14 protein-coding genes are annotated in these 16,576 nt (G+C 59.3%); 10 read left to right on the plus strand and 4 right to left on the minus strand.

Annotated elements, in window-relative coordinates; translation table 11 throughout:
- Window positions 1-153: 153 nt before the first annotated feature.
- A complete protein-coding gene (locus tag BMH52_RS02640) occupies window positions 154-2,649 on the plus strand; it encodes a LuxR C-terminal-related transcriptional regulator (protein ID WP_073842851.1) in 2,496 nt (831 codons plus the stop codon).
- Here BMH52_RS02640 and BMH52_RS02645 read toward each other — a convergent pair.
- Window positions 2,646-3,521, minus strand: a complete 876-nt coding sequence (locus BMH52_RS02645; RefSeq protein WP_014719869.1) for a helix-turn-helix domain-containing protein — start codon at window positions 3,519-3,521, stop codon at window positions 2,646-2,648. The genes BMH52_RS02640 and BMH52_RS02645 overlap by 4 nt on opposite strands.
- 136 nt (window positions 3,522-3,657) lie before the next feature.
- Between BMH52_RS02645 and BMH52_RS02650 the strand changes: the two genes are divergently transcribed.
- Window positions 3,658-4,560 (plus strand): DMT family transporter, encoded by a 903-nt coding sequence (locus tag BMH52_RS02650; RefSeq protein ID WP_020302018.1) that lies wholly within the window; start codon window positions 3,658-3,660, stop codon window positions 4,558-4,560.
- A gap of 156 nt (window positions 4,561-4,716) precedes the next feature.
- Here BMH52_RS02650 and norR read toward each other — a convergent pair whose 3' ends face one another.
- Window positions 4,717-6,264 carry a nitric oxide reductase transcriptional regulator NorR gene (gene norR / locus BMH52_RS02655; protein WP_073842853.1) on the minus strand — a complete coding sequence of 516 codons (1,548 nt, stop codon included), beginning with the start codon at window positions 6,262-6,264 and terminating at the stop codon, window positions 4,717-4,719.
- A gap of 147 nt (window positions 6,265-6,411) precedes the next feature.
- Between norR and hmpA the strand changes: the two genes are divergently transcribed.
- The 8 genes from hmpA (at window position 6,412) to queC (ending at window position 14,810) form a co-directional block, all read left to right on the plus strand.
- Window positions 6,412-7,593: an NO-inducible flavohemoprotein gene (hmpA, locus tag BMH52_RS02660; RefSeq protein ID WP_073842855.1), complete on the plus strand. Its 1,182-nt coding sequence runs from the start codon at window positions 6,412-6,414 to the stop codon at window positions 7,591-7,593.
- A gap of 236 nt (window positions 7,594-7,829) precedes the next feature.
- Window positions 7,830-8,336: a disulfide bond formation protein B gene (locus tag BMH52_RS02665; protein WP_014719865.1), complete on the plus strand. Its 507-nt coding sequence runs from the start codon at window positions 7,830-7,832 to the stop codon at window positions 8,334-8,336.
- A gap of 794 nt (window positions 8,337-9,130) precedes the next feature.
- Window positions 9,131-10,072: a ubiquinol oxidase subunit II gene (cyoA, locus tag BMH52_RS02675; protein WP_003194054.1), complete on the plus strand. Its 942-nt coding sequence runs from the start codon at window positions 9,131-9,133 to the stop codon at window positions 10,070-10,072.
- Between the two features lie 3 nt (window positions 10,073-10,075).
- Entirely contained in the window at window positions 10,076-12,094 is a 2,019-nt protein-coding gene (gene cyoB, locus BMH52_RS02680; protein ID WP_003194053.1) for a cytochrome o ubiquinol oxidase subunit I, read from the plus strand.
- A 3-nt stretch (window positions 12,095-12,097) separates the two neighbouring features.
- Window positions 12,098-12,724 (plus strand): cytochrome o ubiquinol oxidase subunit III, encoded by a 627-nt coding sequence (locus BMH52_RS02685; RefSeq protein WP_003194052.1) that lies wholly within the window; start codon window positions 12,098-12,100, stop codon window positions 12,722-12,724.
- A complete protein-coding gene (gene cyoD / locus BMH52_RS02690; protein ID WP_003194051.1) occupies window positions 12,724-13,059 on the plus strand; it encodes a cytochrome o ubiquinol oxidase subunit IV in 336 nt (111 codons plus the stop codon). Before BMH52_RS02685 ends, cyoD begins: the two co-directional genes overlap by 1 nt.
- An 11-nt stretch (window positions 13,060-13,070) precedes the next feature.
- Window positions 13,071-13,958: a heme o synthase gene (gene cyoE / locus BMH52_RS02695; protein ID WP_019817484.1), complete on the plus strand. Its 888-nt coding sequence runs from the start codon at window positions 13,071-13,073 to the stop codon at window positions 13,956-13,958.
- Window positions 13,959-14,111: 153 nt separating this feature from the next.
- The gene (gene queC, locus BMH52_RS02700) at window positions 14,112-14,810 is read left to right on the plus strand and encodes a 7-cyano-7-deazaguanine synthase QueC (RefSeq protein WP_014719863.1); all 699 of its coding nucleotides are present in this window, start codon (window positions 14,112-14,114) and stop codon (window positions 14,808-14,810) included.
- Window positions 14,811-14,917: 107 nt separating this feature from the next.
- Here the strand turns inward: queC and BMH52_RS02710 are convergent, their stop codons facing one another.
- Together BMH52_RS02710 and BMH52_RS02715 are read right to left on the minus strand one after the other, a co-directional pair.
- Window positions 14,918-15,781, minus strand: a complete 864-nt coding sequence (locus BMH52_RS02710; protein ID WP_014719862.1) for a queuosine precursor transporter — start codon at window positions 15,779-15,781, stop codon at window positions 14,918-14,920.
- Entirely contained in the window at window positions 15,768-16,373 is a 606-nt protein-coding gene (locus tag BMH52_RS02715; protein WP_003194047.1) for a helix-turn-helix transcriptional regulator, read from the minus strand. Before BMH52_RS02715 ends, BMH52_RS02710 begins: the two co-directional genes overlap by 14 nt.
- Window positions 16,374-16,576: the final 203 nt, after the last annotated feature.

Here is a 16,576-nt window from a genome sequence, read left to right on the forward strand (position 1 = left end):
CTATAGCACCGCCATCGCAGGCAAGCCAGCTCCCACACTGAAGGGCGTATACCTTGGTTTTTATGGTCTTCAATCAACCCGCTGAATACTTCTTCAACAACCGCCAACCACAGGTCTAGGGTGACGCAACAATAAAAACAGCAGGATGCAGCAATGACCGCCATGACCCGCTGCCTGGACCGTTCTGGATTTATGCCACGGCTGTCCGCCCACCATGTGTTGCGTGCGCGGCTGACTGTGCCGCTGCTGACGGCGCAGGCGCGGGTAAGGTTGCTGTGCGCGCCGGGTGGCAGTGGCAAGAGCGCGTTGCTCGCCGAGTGTGCGTTGCAGGCGCCGAAGGGGTGTCAGGTGGTGTGGATGCCACTCAACGGTGCCGCGCTCAGCCCCTTGGAATTCTGCGCACGGCTGGCGCAGCAGCTTGGCTTGCCGTTTGTGGATGAAGCCACGTTATTGCTCGACTTGGGCCGTTGGCCACACACCACGTGGTTGTTTCTGGATGATTTCTGTCGCTCACCTGCGCCTGAGCTGGATGCGCTGCTGGACCGTTTGCTCGCCGCTGGCAGCCCGCAGTTGACCTGGTGGCTGGGCGCGCGACGGCGCCCGTTGTGCAATTGGCCACGCCTGTTGCTCGACGATGAGTTGCTGGAGTGCAGCGAGTTGTTTTTCAGCGCTGAGGAAGTCGAGCAACTGCTCGCCCCGGGGCATACCGTCGACAGCGTGATGCAGTTCAGCGCCGGTTGGTGCGCCGGTGTGCGTATCGCCTTGTTGGGCGACGGCCACCCCGACAAGACCCTGCTCGATTACCTGCAGCATGAGCTGTTCAACACCTTGTCGGCACCATTGGCTGAGGCCTGGCGCGTGTTGGCCCATCTGCCGCGCTTCAACCTGAACCTGTGTGAGTACTTGTTCGGTGGTGGTGATGGCGCTGAGCATTTGCGCGAATTGCAGGCACTGGGTGCGTTTATCCAGCCCTGGGAAGACACTAGCGACTGGCTCCACATTTTCCCACCGTTGGCGCGACTGCTGCGCGACGAACCCTGGCCGGCCAAACGCTCCTGGCACCGACGCGCGTGCCAATGGTTCAGCGCCGAGGGTGACTGGCAGGCCGCGTTCGAGCAGGCGTTGCTGGCGCAGGAATATGAAGTGGCGGTGAGCCTGTTGCAGCATTTCAGTTTCGAGGATTTGTTTCGCCAGCAGAACGCCGTGCTGCTGTTGCGCCTGCATGAACAGCAGGGCGATGAATTGATGTTGGGATCGGCGCAACTGGTGGGGCTGCTCACGGCCGCGTTGTTGTTTGCCGGGCGCTTCGAACAGGCGGCCTTGTGTATCGACCAACTGGCCCGGTTCGCCCCGCAACCGACGGCCGCCGCGCAGCGCTACCTGCTGGCGCGTTGGCAGGCGCAGTGGGGGTGGTTGCTGCATTTGAGCGGTGATGCCGAGCGCTCCCGTGAGCACTTTCTCGAAGCCCTGCAAGCGCTGCCTGACAGCGCCTGGACATCACGGCTGATGTGCCTGTCGGGCCTGACCCAGCAAGCCTTGCTGCGCGGTGAGTTGGAGGCCGCCCAACGCTTGAACCGTGAAGCGCTATGCCTGGCCCGGGCCCACGGTTCGCTGGTATTGGAGGCCCTGCTGGAGTTGGATCACGCCCAGTTGTTGGAACAGCGTGGCGCGCCGTACCGGGCACAAAGCCTGTTGGAAACGGTGCAAGCGATGTTGGCCGGGCAACGGCTCACCGCCGGGCCGTTGGTGGGGCGTATTGTCCTGCGATGTGGGCATCTGGCCTTGCGTCAGGGCCAAGACACCCTGGCCGCCGAGTGTTTCGAGACCGGCTTGAGCATGTGCCTGCAGAGCCAGGACAAGCGCGTGCTATATGGCTATCTCGGCCTGGCGCTGCTGGCGGCCAACCGTGGCGACTACGCCCAGGCGTTCATTCAATTGCGCGACGCCGAGCGCCTGATGCAGCAGCGCCATGTCCCGGAGACGGTGTATCGCGCGGTGTTGTTGTTGGTCAGCGGACACCTGTGGCTACAACAGGGCCGGGCTGAATTGACGGTACAAGCGGTGCGCCGGGTGTTGCGCCATTTCCGTGGGCCCTGTGCCAAGCAGGCACCGCCGGCGACCCTGGAACTGATCCCGCGTCTGGAGTATTTGCTGGTGCTGGCCGAGGTCAGGCTGGGCTGTGCCGAGCAACCTATCGCACGGCTCAATGCCTTGCTCGAAACCTCCCGGCAGCGCGGCATGCTGTGTCTGGAAACCGAACTGCACCTGGCGTTGGGTGAGGTGACCTGGCAACTCGGTGACCCGGCGTTGGCCCGTCGTGCATTGCAGGCCGGGCTGGCGCTGGCGGCTCGTTGCCAGGTACAGCAGGCGATTCGCGAGCTGCGCTTGCGTGCCCCTGGGTTATTGAGTGAGCTGGGCCTGGAGCCTCAGGTCACGCCTGCCGGTGCGACGCAAAACCCTCTGAGCCAGCGCGAACTCGAAGTGTTGCAGTTGATCGCCCTGGGCAACTCCAATCTGGAAATCGCCGACCGCCTGTATATCTCCTTGCACACCGTCAAGACCCATGCACGGCGCATCCACAGCAAACTCGGGGTGGAGCGCCGCACTCAGGCGGTGGCCAAGGCCAAGACGCTGGGCCTGATGGCCTAGGCGCGCAGTGCCTGGCGATATTCACCCGGGGTGGCGCCCATGGCTTGGCGAAAGCGTTGGTTGAAATGGCTGGCGCTGGAAAAACCGCACCTCAAGGCGACCTCACCCAAGGGCAACGAGCTGCTGCGCAGCAAAGTTTGCGCGCGTGCCAGGCGGCGTGCCAGCAGGTATTGATGGGGCGGCACGCCGAAGCTCTGACGGAACATCCGGGCGAAATGGTATTCCGACAGCGCGCACATCGACGCCAACTGGCCGAGGCTGATGGGATCTTCAACATGGTGGTCGATGTACTCCACCAAACGCCGCCGTTGGTGCGCCGCCAACCCGCCTTTGAGGCGCAGGCCGTCGCGCACGCCGACCTGGTTGAGCAGGGTGTGGCTGAGCAGTTCATGGGCCAGGCTGCTGGTCAGCAGGCGCTCGCCGGGTTCGAGCCAGTTGAGGCTAATCAACTGGTGAAAGCGTCGGGCCTGACGGGCGTCCTCAAGGAAGGTCGTCTCACGCAACTGCAACTCCCGCGGCTCGCGGTCCAGCAGGGTGACGCAGCCGAGGGCAAATTGCTCCGGGCTGAAATACACATGGGCCAGGCGTATCTCGCCATTGATCACCCACGCCGACTGGTGCTCGGCCGGCAGTATGCACAATTTGTCGGGGCCGCCCTTGGTGCCTGGCCGGTCACGGCGAAAGGTGCCCGTGCCGCCGCCGATATAACAGGACAAGGTGTGATGGCTGGGCGCCTGGTAGTCCTGGGCATCGTGGTGGTTGCTCCACACGGCCGCAGACAAACCGTCACCGAGCTCGGCGCAGGCTTCCAAGCGTGCGTGAGGCGAGCGGTTGAGGGATTGAAAGACGTGCAGCGATTCCAGCTCTGGCATGGTGTGTTCTCCGACGTCTTGCATCCTACTCCCGGCGGCGGGCGCTGTGAGCCCATCGCCCGACAAAAGCGCAAGAATGTGCAAGAACCTCAGGGTGGTTGAAGGCAACACTGTGGCTCAAACGACGGAGCCTGCTATGAACCTCTTCCTGTATTTACTCACGGTGCTGATTTGGGGCACCACCTGGATTGCGCTCAAATGGCAGCTGGGCGTGGTGGCGATTCCCGTGTCGATTGTCTATCGCTTCGGCCTGGCGGCGCTGGTGCTGTTTGCGCTGTTGCTGCTCAGCCGCAAGTTGCAGGTGATGAACCGGCGCGGGCACCTGATCTGCCTGGCCCAAGGGCTGTGCCTGTTCTGCGTCAACTTCATGTGCTTTCTCACTGCCAGCCAGTGGATCCCCAGTGGCCTGGTGGCCGTGGTGTTCTCCACGGCGACCTTGTGGAACGCGCTCAATGCCCGGGTGTTTTTCGGCCAGCGGGTGGCGCGTAACGTGTTGATGGGCGGGGCGCTTGGGTTGCTGGGGCTGGGCTTTTTATTCTGGCCGGAGCTGGTTGGGCATACCGCTAGCCCGCAAACCCTGTTGGGCCTGGGCTTGGCCCTGCTGGGCACCCTGTGCTTCTCGGCGGGCAACCTGTTGTCCAGCCTGCAACAGAAGGCTGGGCTCAAGCCGTTGACCACCAATGCCTGGGGCATGGCCTATGGGGCGGCGATGCTGGCGACCTATTGTGCGGTGCGTGGCATTCCGTTCGAGATGGACTGGAGTGCGCGGTATATCGGTGCGCTGTGGTACCTGGTGATCCCGGGTTCGGTGATTGGTTTTACCGCTTACCTCACCCTGGTGGGCCGCATGGGCCCGGAGAAGGCGGCGTATTGCACGGTGCTGTTTCCGGTGGTGGCGCTGAATGTGTCGGCCGTGGCCGAGGGCTACCAGTGGACGGCGCCGGCGTTGATGGGGCTGGTGCTGGTGATGCTGGGGAATGTGCTGGTGTTTCGTAAACCTCGGTCCATCTTGGCGGGCCTCAAGGCTAGCCAAGCCTGAATGTGGGAGCCGGCTTGCCGATAGAAGCAGCACCTGCCACGAATCCCCTGAGGGAGCGGGCTTGCCCGCGAAGGCGGTGTGCCAGTCAATGTATCTTTAACTGACCCACCGCTTTCGCAGGCAAGCCAGCTCCCACATTGGACTGAGGTGCCTGCTTTATTTGAGGCCTAGCCGCTTGGCCATGCGCCCCAGGTTGGCGCGGTCCAGGCCCAGTTCGCGGGCGGCGCTGGCCCAGTTGCGCTGATGGCGTTCCAGGCAGGCGCTGATGAGTTGGCGCTGGTAGTGCTCGGTGGCCTGGCGCAGGTCGCCGCTGACCATGGGCAAGGCTTGGGCCGGTGCTTGTTCGGCCACCGCCGTACTCACGTCGGGCAAGTCCAGGTCCAGGGCGCTCAGGCTGAGAATTTTCGGGCGCTCGCGGCAGTTGCCCAGGGCTTTCAACGCGCTGCGGCCGATCAAGTGCTCCAGCTCGCGCACATTGCCGGGCCAGTTGTAGGCCAGCAACGCCGCCTGGGCATCGCCGGTCAGGCGCAGGCTGCCCAGGCCCATGCGCGAACGGTTCTGTTCAAGGAAGAAGCCAGCCAACAGCAGCACATCACGCCCGCGTTCACGCAGTGCCGGCACTTGCAGCGGGTACACGCTCAGGCGGTGGTAAAAATCGGCACGGTAGCGGCCATTGCGCACTTCTTCGGCAAGGTCGCGGTTGGTGGCGGCAATCAGGCGCACGTCCACCTGGTGTTCCTTGTCCGAACCCAGGCGCTGCAACTGGCCGCTTTGCAGCACGCGCAGCAGCTTGGCCTGTACGCTCAATGACAGTTCACCGACTTCGTCCAGGAACAACGTGCCGCCGTTGGCCAGTTCAAACTTGCCTCGGCGCTCATTCAGCGCTCCGGTGAAAGCGCCGCGTACATGGCCGAACAGCTCGCTTTCTACCAGGGTTTCCGGCAGTGCGGCGCAATTGAGGCTGATCATGGGCTTGTCGGCACGCGATGACTCGGCATGGATCGCCTGGGCCACCAGCTCCTTGCCGACCCCGGTTTCGCCGGTGATCAGCACGGTCAGGTCGCTGCCGCCTACCAGCTTGATTTCCTCGACCAGCCGTTTATGCGCCTTGCTCTGGCCGATCATTTCCTTGTGCTGCTGGCCGCTGGCCTGGCGATAGATTTCGGCGCGCTGGTGCTCGTCTTCGGCCCGCAGCGCCAGGCGCTCAATGCGTTCAGCCACATTGACCGTGGCCGCGGCCAGGCTGGCGAAGGCCTGCAGCGCGTCCAGTTCGACCCGTTCAAAGCGCTCGTTGTCGAGAGCGTCAAGGGTCAGCAGGCCCCACGGCTGGTCGTCGATAAACAGCGGGCAGCCCATGCAGTCGTGGACTTCGAGGTGGCCGTGTAAACCGGCGACCAGGCCGTCATAGGGGTCGGGCAATTGGCTGTCGCTGTCGAAGCGGGTAGGGCCGGGGCTACTCAGCAGTATTTCAAAGCGCGGGTGTTCGCTGATCTTGAAACGTCGGCCCAATGTGTCAGGGCTCAAGCCATCCACCGCCAGCGGCACCAGCCACTCGCCATCCAGCCGCAGCAGCGCGGCGGCATCGCAGGGCAACAGGGCGCGCATGGTTTGCAGCAGGCGGCGGTAGCGCTCGCCTTCGGGCAGTTCCCGGGACAGATCGGCGACCAGCGGCAGCAGGGCGGTGAGCAGCGGTTTTGCAGTCATAATGACTCCTTGTAGTCGATATGACTATAAAGCGTAGGAGGTCATACTGACTACATAATGTTTAAGCTCTTGAAAAACATGGGTTTATTAGTTGGCACGAATACTGACTACCTAAGGGTAATGAGTAAAAAGACCGAGGAGTCTCCCATGCTGAGTGCCCAAGACCGTGCCATTGTTAAATCCACTGTGCCCCTGCTGGAAAGCGGCGGTGAAGCACTGATCACCCATTTTTACCGCATGATGCTGTCCGAGTATCCCGAAGTCCGTCCGCTGTTCAACCAGGCCCACCAGGCCAGTGGTGACCAGCCTCGCGCCCTGGCCAATGGCGTGCTGATGTACGCGCGGCATATCGACCAGTTGGACCAAATGGGCGACCTGGTGGCCAAGATCATCAACAAGCACGTGGCCTTGCAGATTCTGCCGGAGCATTACCCCATCGTTGGGGCCTGCCTGCTGCGGGCTATTTCCGAAGTGCTGGGCAGCGAGATTGCCACCCCCGAGGTCATGAGTGCCTGGGGCGCGGCCTACGGCCAGTTGGCGGACATTCTGATCGGCGCCGAAGCGGCCATCTACGACGAAAAAGCCCAGGCGCCCGGCGGCTGGCGGGGTGCGCGGGCGTTCCTGCTGGTCAAGCGCGTGGAGGAGAGCGACGAGATCATCTCCTTCTACTTCGCCCCGGTGGACAACGGCCCGATCCTGGCCGCAGCCCCCGGCCAGTACATCGGTCTGAAACTGGTGCTCGATGGCGAAGAAGTGCGCCGCAACTATTCCCTGTCGGCCCTCACCGACACCGGGCTGTACCGCATCAGCGTCAAGCGCGAAGTGGGCGGGCGGGTCTCCAATTACCTGCACGACCAGATGCACGTCGGCGCGACCATTGATCTATTCCCGCCGTCGGGCGAGTTCACCCTGGCCGCCAGTGATAAACCGCTGGTGTTGATCAGCGGCGGGGTAGGCATTACGCCCACACTGCCGATGCTCGAAGCCGCCCTGGCAACCGAACGCCCGGTGCACTTCATCCATTGCGCCCGTAACGGCGGGGTGCATGCGTTCCGTGATTGGGTGGACACGCTGGCGGCCCAGCATCCGCAGCTCAAGCGTTTCTACTGCTATGCCGAGGATGACGGTATCAGCCCGGCGGCAGACCAGGTCGGGATGCTCGACCAGGAGCAACTGGCAGCCTGGTTGCCTGAGCAGCGTGATATTGATGCCTACTTCTTGGGCCCCAAGGGTTTCATGGCGGCGGTCAAGCGCCATCTCAAGGCGCTGGGTGTGCCGGAGAAGCAGGCGCGCTATGAGTTCTTTGGCCCGGCGGCGGCGCTGGAATAATCCTCCCTAGTAACAACACTATCCAAAATGTGAGAGCGGGCTTGCTCGCGAAGGCGGTGTGTCAGTCAATACATGTGTCTCTGATACTCCGCCTTCGCGAGCAAGCCCGCTCCCACATTTGGCACTCTATTGCGCCTGATTAATCCGCTGTTAACCCCCCTCTGTTTTAACCACTGCCTGTGTGTAAACTCGTTGCCATCAGGCACAACCATAATCAGAGAAAGGGAAAGACGGGGATGATTGACGACATGCGTTTAGGCAGGGAGCGGCGCTTTCTGGTGTTGCTGGGCATCATATGCCTGGCGCTGATTGGCGGGGCGCTGTACATGCAAGTGGTGCTGGGCGAAGCGCCGTGCCCGCTGTGCATTCTGCAGCGCTACGCCTTGCTGCTGATTGCGCTCTTTGCGTTCATCGGCGCCGCCATGCGCACCAAGGGCGCGCTGACGTTCTTTGAAGGGTGGGTGGTGCTCAGCGCCTTGGGTGGCGTGGCTGCGGCCGGCCACCATGTGTACACCCAGTTTTTCCCCCAGGTCAGCTGCGGCATCGATGTGTTGCAGCCGATCGTCGACGACCTGCCCCTGGCCAAGGTGTTTCCCCTGGGCTTCCAGGTCGACGGCTTCTGCAGCACCCCCTACCCACCGATCCTCGGCCTGTCCCTGGCCCAATGGGCACTGGTGGCATTCGTGCTGACGGCGATCCTGGTGCCCCTGTGCATCTATCGCAACCGTCACCCCAAAGCCTGAGTCACTGCGGTTGCCAAACGCTCCGTTCCTTCTGAATGAAGGCCGGAGCGTTTTTGTTTGTAGGGATTTGTGAAAGCACCGTGACGAGGGGCAACGGAAGGTGCGCGCAGCGTGCGACATGTTGTCACACGGACGCTGTCGCAGGACGTTTCTGACCCGCCAAATCGGCCCTTTAATTTGCACCCGGCGCACAAATTGTGCTGTCAGTTCGTGGTTCGTGCAGTGGCCCGATTTGTGTGCGGCTCCAACCCCTGCTGCCTCTATGAATGCCTTGTTTTATGGGGACTTGGACGGCATCCGCATGCCCTTACAAGCCGTAAGGGAAGTGGCACTGTGCCCAATAACACGGCAATTTTTGTGGTTTTTGTTGAGAATCGAACACGATAAGATCGCGAATCTTTGCAACTTTGGTGAAGGATTGTTGCTGGAATCGATAAAAATTATTTCTTTATAAGACATGGTTTATACATCGCTAGCTAACTACAATCGCCCGCACTGAATGTCCGGTGCTGTTCAATATTTGAGCATTGGAGCGGTCGAGGAGCAGATGGAAGGCTCAATGCGACCCCAGGTTCCGGCAGCCTTTCAACTATCCGCACCAAATGGAATTGGTCTGTAACAAGGCCTTTAGCCACGAAATCGAATAAGAACTCACTGCAGGTCCGTGAAACGTACAGTCATGACGTGTCGGGCAGGCTCTTATTCAATCGAAGAGAAATGCCAACCCTTGGCAGGGTGAAGTGTTGGCGATCAAAACCCAACTGCATTGCGCAAGCTGCTTTAGAGGTCGTGAGATGAGTAAAAACAGGTACCCCCGATTACTAGGCTTTTTGCCGCTGCTTGGCATGATGTTAATGCTGGGAGGCTGCAAGTGGACCTTGCTCGACCCAAAAGGACAGGTCGGTCTGGATGAACGAAACCTGATCATCACCGCTACCCTGCTGATGCTGCTGGTTGTGGTGCCTGTGATCGTGATGACCTTCGCCTTCGCCTGGAAATACCGCGCGTCCAACACCAGCGCTACCTACGCGCCGAAGTGGTCGCACTCCACCAAGATCGAGATCGCGGTGTGGCTGGTTCCGATCCTCATCATCATCGCCCTGGGTTACATCACCTATAAGTCGACCCACGCGCTGGACCCGTACCGTCCGCTGGAGTCCGACGTCAAGCCTGTGAACATCCAAGTGGTCGCGCTGGATTGGAAGTGGCTGTTCATCTACCCGGACCTGGGTATCGCCACTGTCAACGAGATCCGCTTCCCGGAGCACACCCCGCTTAATTTCCGGATCACCTCCGACGCCGTGATGAACTCGTTCTTCATCCCAGCACTGGGTGGCCAGATCTACGCGATGGCAGGCATGCAGACCCGCCTGCACCTGATCGCCAACCAGAAAGCTGAAATGGAAGGCATCTCCGCCAACTACAGCGGCGCTGGCTTCACCGGCATGAAATTCAAAGCGATCTCGACAAGCCAGGAAGATTTCGACGCCTGGGTAGCTGCAGTCAAGGCCGCACCTAAACAGCTTGATCAAGCTGAATACGATGCTCTGACCAAACCGAGCCAGAACAACCCTGTCGCCTTGTACTCCGCGTATGAGCCGGACCTGTTTCAGAAAATCGTCGACAAGTACGAAGGTATGAAGCCAGGCAAGCCGGTCAAGCACGAGAAGAAAGAAGTGGCCGTGGTTGAAGGTTCTGATACGGGCGCGCATTCAACTGCTGGGGCAGAGGAGTAAACGATGTTTGGTAAATTAAGTTGGGACGCGGTCCCATTCCACGAGCCGATCGTAATGGTGACTATCGCCATGATCGCGCTGGGTGGTTTGGCGCTGGTTGCGGGTATCACCTATTTCAAGAAGTGGTCCTACTTGTGGACCGAGTGGTTGACCTCGGTCGACCACAAGAAAATCGGCGTCATGTACGTCATCGTTGCCATGGTCATGCTGCTGCGTGGCTTTGCCGACGCCATCATGATGCGTACCCAGTTGGCCATGGCCACCGAGGGTTCGCCTGGCTACCTGCCACCTGAACACTATGACCAGATCTTCACCGCTCACGGTGTGATCATGATCATCTTCATGGCGATGCCATTCTTCACCGGCTTGATGAACCTTGCCTTGCCGCTGCAGATTGGTGCGCGTGACGTTGCCTACCCGTTCCTGAACTCCCTGAGCTTCTGGCTGCTGGTTTCCGGCGTGGTGCTGATCAACGTTTCCCTGGGCGTCGGCGAATTCGCCAAGACCGGCTGGGTTGCGTATCCGCCATTGTCGGGCTTGCAATACAGTCCGGGCGTGGGTGTGGACTACTACATCTGGGCGCTACAGTTATCAGGGCTCGGGACGACATTGACGGGGGTCAACTTCCTGGCCACCGTCCTGAAAATGCGCGCCCCTGGCATGAAACTGATGGACATGCCGATCTTCACCTGGACCTGCACCTGGGCAAACGTGCTGATCGTGGCTTCGTTCCCGATCCTGGCCGCTACCATGGCGCTGCTGTCGCTTGACCGTTACCTGGATTTCCACATTTTCACCAATGAACTTGGTGGCAATCCAATGATGTACGTGAACCTGTTCTGGGCATGGGGTCACCCTGAGGTGTACATCCTGATCCTGCCGGCGTTCGGTATCTTCTCCGAAGTGATCTCGACCTTTACCGGCAAGCGCCTGTTCGGTCACCACTCGATGGTCTACGCCTCGGGCGCAATCTCCGTACTGGGCTTCATGGTATGGCTGCACCACTTCTTCACCATGGGCTCGGGGGCCAGCGTCAACGCCTTCTTCGGCCTGGCGACGATGCTGATTTCCATCCCGACGGGGGTGAAGCTATTCAACTGGCTGTTCACCATCTACCACGGTCGTCTGCGCATGACCAGCCAGGTTCTGTGGACCCTGGGCTTCATGGTGACCTTCGCCATCGGCGGCATGACCGGCGTACTGCTGGCCATCCCGGGTGCTGACTTCGTGCTGCACAACAGCCTGTTCGTGATCGCTCACTTCCACAACGTGATCATCGGTGGTGCGGTATTCGGCTACATCGCTGGTTTCAGCTTCTACTTCCCGAAAGCGTTCGGCTTCAAGCTGCACGAAGGTTGGGGCAAGGCTGCGTTCTGGTTCTGGATCTCGGGCTTCTTCGTCGCGTTCATGCCGCTCTATGCACTGGGCTTCATGGGCATGACCCGTCGTCTGAACGCCACCACCAACCCTGAGTGGGTACCGTACCTGTACGTTGCCATGTTCGGTGCGGTGATGATCGCTGTGGGCATCGCCTGCCAGCTGATCCAGCTGTATGTCAGCGTGCGTGATCGCAAGCAGAACATGTGCGAATCCGGCGACCCATGGAACGGCCACACCCTGGAATGGTCGACCTCGTCGCCACCACCGTTCTACAACTTCGCCGTGATCCCTACTGCGAACACCATTGATGCGTTCACCGAAGCCAAGGAAGACGGTACTGCGTACCAGAAGCCCAAGCACTACGAGCCGATCCACATGCCAAACAACACCGCCACTGGCGTGGTGATGGGTGCGCTGTTGACCGTGTTCGGTTTCGCGATGATCTGGCACATCTGGTGGCTGGCAATCGCGAGCCTGGTGGGCACTATCGGTTACTTCATCATTCACGCTGCCCGTGATGATCAAGGCTACATGGTGCCGGTCGAAACGATCGAACGCATCGAAGCCGAGCAGCACGCTCGCCTGGTAGCCGAGAAGAAGATCCCGGCCAACCGTGTAGAAACCTCGTTGGAACAGGCTTAAACCATGTCGAACTTAGTGACCAATGCTGGACACGCCCATGTCGATGACCATGGGCACGATGACCACCACCACGACTCGGGGCCAATAACCGTCTACGGTTTCTGGCTCTACCTGATGACCGACTGCATCTTGTTTGCGTCGATCTTCGCGGTGTACGCGGTACTGGTAAACAACGTAGCGGGTGGCCCGTCGGGCCACGACATCTTCGAACTGCCTTACGTGCTCGGCGAAACCGCCTTGCTGTTGTTCAGTTCGATCACCTACGGCTTCGCCATGTTGGCCTTCTACAAGGGCAACAAGAAGGGCGTACTGAGCTGGCTGGGCCTGACCTTCCTGTTCGGCCTGGGCTTCATCGGCATGGAGATCAACGAGTTCCACCTGCTGATCTCCGAAGGCTACGGCCCGCACCGTTCCGGTTTCCTGTCGGCGTTCTTCACGCTGGTCGGCACCCACGGTCTGCACGTATCCGCTGGCCTGCTGTGGATGGCAGTGATGATGTATCAGGTCAATAAGCACGGCCTGACCAACACCAACAAGACCCGCCTGAGCTGCCTGAGCCTGTTCTGGCACTTCCTGGACGTGGTCTGGATCTGCGTATTCACCGTCGTTTACTTGATGGGGACTCTGTAATGGCTAATGCACACTCCCATGACAGCCACGATTCAAGCCACGGCAGCGTAAAGTCTTACGCCATCGGCTTCATCCTGTCGGTCATCCTGACCCTGATCCCGTTCGGCCTGGTGATGTACCCAACCTTGCCGAAGTCGATCACCTTGATGATCGTCCTGGCGTTCGCGGTGATTCAGGTTCTGGTTCACCTGGTGTACTTCCTGCACCTGGACCGCTCCAAAGAGCAGCGCGAGAACGTGATCGCGTTTGTGTTCGCAGGCCTGGTGATCGTTCTGCTGGTTGGTCTGTCGCTGTGGATCATGTTCAGCATCCACACCTACATGATGGCGAAGTGAGGTAAGACCCGATGTCGCTTAAGCACTTTATCCAAATCACCAAACCGGGGATCATTTTCGGTAACGTGCTTTCTGTGGCGGGCGGTTTCTTCCTGGCCTCCAAGGGACATGTCGATCTGGCCATCTTCCTGGCTGCAATGATCGGTACGTCCCTGGTGGTTGCTTCCGGTTGCGTATTCAACAACTGCATCGACCGTGACATCGACATCAAGATGGAGCGCACCAAGAATCGCGTGCTGGTCCAGGGGCTTATTTCCCTGAAGCTGGCACTGATCTTTGCGACCGTCCTGGGTGTTGCCGGTGTGGCCCTGTTGTACAAGGTGGCCAACCCATTGGCGGCGCTGTTTGCCGTGATTGGCTTTGTCATCTACGTCGGTCTCTACAGCCTGTACCTCAAGCGCAAGTCGGTTCACGGCACGCTGGTGGGCAGTCTGTCGGGGGCGATGCCGCCGGTGATTGGTTATGTGGCTGTGACCAATAGCTTCGACATGGCCGCGCTGGTGCTGCTGGTGATGTTCAGCCTGTGGCAGATGCCGCATTCCTACGCCATCGCGATTTTCCGCTTCAATGACTACCTGGCTGCGTCGATTCCGGTATTGCCGGTCAAGCGTGGCATCCAGGTGGCCAAGAAACACATCCTGCTCTACATCCTGGCCTTCCTCGTGGCGACCTTGATGTTGACCTTCAGTGGCTACGCCGGCATGAGCTACCTCGCCGTCGCCGCCGCCATGGGCATGTACTGGTTGTACATGGCCTGGACCGGCTACAAGGCGGTGGATGACACCGTCTGGGCGCGCAAGCTGTTCGTGTTCTCGATTTTCACCATCACCGCGCTCAGCGTGATGATGTCCCTGGATTTCCAAGTGCCGAAAGAGCTGTTGCTGACCTACGCCCACTGAGTGGTCTTGCAGTAAAAAAGCCCCGCCTTCGAAAGTCGTGCGGGGTTTTTTATTGAGCGCTGCGCTAAACCGGATACGCTGCGTTATCGTTGACGTTTTTCGCGAGCGAGCGCACTCCTACATCCCAATTCTACAAATGCAGGAAGCAATGCAATGAGTAAAAAAGCCGTGATGGTCTTCAGTGGCGGGCAGGATTCGACCACCTGTCTGATCCAGGCCCTGCCGCTGTATGACGAAGTGCACTGCATTACCTTTGATTACGGCCAGCGCCATGTGGCAGAAATCGAAGTGGCCCAGAAGCTGGCCAAGCAGTTGGGGGCCACTGTGCACAAAGTGATGGATGTGTCCCTGCTCAATGAGCTGGCGATCAGCAGCCTGACGCGCGACAACATCCCGGTACCGACCGTGAACAGCTCGGGTGAAAGCCTGCCGAGTACCTTTGTGCCGGGGCGCAACATCCTGTTCCTGACCCTGGCTGCGATCTACGCCTACCAAGTGAAGGCCGAGACCGTCATCACCGGTGTATGCGAAACCGACTTCTCAGGCTACCCCGATTGCCGGGATGAGTTTGTCAAAGCACTCAACCAGGCCCTCAAGCTGGGCATGGAATACGACGTGCGCCTCGACACCCCGTTGATGTGGCTGAACAAGGCCGAAACCTGGGCCCTGGCCGACTATCACGGGCAACTGGAGCTGGTGCGCGAGCAGACGCTGACTTGCTACAACGGCATCATCGGTACCGGCTGTGGCGAGTGTGACGCGTGCAACCTGCGCGCTCGGGGCTTGAATGACTACCTGCAGAACAAGACAACTGTCATGCAGAGCCTCAAGCACAAGTTGCAGCTGAAATAACCCTTGTAGGAGCGAGCTTGCTCGCGAAGAACGTCAACGATAACGCAGCGCATCGGGTTGAACGCGGCGCGCTCGGGTTCTTCGCGAGCAAGCTCGCTCTTACAGGATTATTGATAGCGCTTGAACAATGAACGTGCCCCGTAGGCAGGCAGGATGTTGAAGAACGCAAAGCCGACTTTGATCGCGATCTGTACATAGATCATGCTGAGTATGTCGCTGGTCTGCATCGCCCCGTAGAAGGCGATAAAGCAGAACAGGAAGCTGTCGATAATCACTGCAAAGAACGTACTGAGGAATATCCGCAGGTATAGGTACCTGGAGTTGGTCAGCTCCTTGATCTTGCACAGCAAATAGGAATTTATATTCTCCGACACCAAGAACGACACCGAAGAGGCCACCAGCACCGACGACACTTGCAGGATCACGTCGGTATAAGGCCCATCCAGCTTCCAGCCCGGTAGCCCCGGCAGGAACGTGGAGCCATACAGCAGGATGATGATCATCGCGTTGCTGGCAAACGCAAACAGAATGGCTCGCCTGGCCAGGCGCAAGCCAAAATTCTCGTTGAGCAAGTCCACGATCAAGAAGGTCAGTGGGTACAGGAACGTGCCCGGCGTGACGATGATGCCCAACGACTCCAGGTAAATCGGTTTGGTCGCGGCAATGCTGGTGAAGATATAGAAGGTGAACAGCAGCAAGTTCAGGATGATGTAAATCATCCAGGAGTTTTCATTGCGGTCGTTTATATCGTAGGCGGTCAGTGTCCCGCCTTGGGAGTAGAATTTTTTGTACAGATTCTTGATTTCCATCTTGTTGAAGTTGTCCATCATTTCACTGCTGAGCACTTCACTCAGCTTGATCTTGAGGACCTTGCCCGTGGCGATCACCATGATCACCGCCAGGCGTTTGTCGTTTTCAAAGCCCAGTAACTTGTATTTGCTGTTTTCCACGGCGCCCTCAGACGTTGTCATTGAAGCGCTCCTCAAGGATGTCGCCGATGACACACAAACGCTCTGAGTTCCCGCAGGGTTCGAGGGTGATGAACAGCTTCTTGGTGGCGCGGTCGTACACCAGCTTTTCTTTATCGTCGCTCGACGAGCCTTTCTGCACGATCAGCAAGTCCCCCGGTTCATTGAGGCCCGGAATCCCGTGCTCCAGGCGCACGCCGATCAAGTTGCAGGCGCTGCCGAAGTAATACGTCAGCGGATGAAGCGTGGCCAGTTCACCGATGCGCTTGCCCAGGTTCTGCATGAGCAGGCTTTCCTTGAGCACAGGCACTGCCGCCGGGTTCTTGTTACCCAGTGGGGAAACATTGCTCTCGATGACTTCCTTGGCCTCAAAACTGATGGTCTCGATTTCTTCGTAGGAGACGCCGAAGAAGTCCGAGATTTTGCGAATGGTCGACTGCTGTACGTTAACGACCTTGCCTTCCAGGATGTTGTAGATGGTGGTCCTGGTCAGGCCGGCGGCACTGCTTAACGAAAGCTGGGTTTCGCCACGACTCTTGATCAAGTACTTGATGTTGCTCTTCAAGTGCTCGGTTTTTTCCCGTCTGTGTATCAAGTGCTCACCACTTCCATTTAGTCATCAGTCCATGCCGGCAGAACCCGTTCTTGAAGGTTCGCGGCAGTGAAAGTGTTGCATGCGCCCGCTATAACAATAAAGTGCTGAGTGCAGGGATACGCCTTGGTGGTAAATCAGGCAACGGCTTTCTCGTCATAGTCTTCTATACGGCCTGCGCGAATCCCTCGCGCCTCTACAAGGAG

The sequence above is a fragment of the Pseudomonas sp. BTN1 genome (genome assembly GCF_001907715.1).
Lineage (GTDB): Bacteria > Pseudomonadota > Gammaproteobacteria > Pseudomonadales > Pseudomonadaceae > Aquipseudomonas > Aquipseudomonas paracarnis.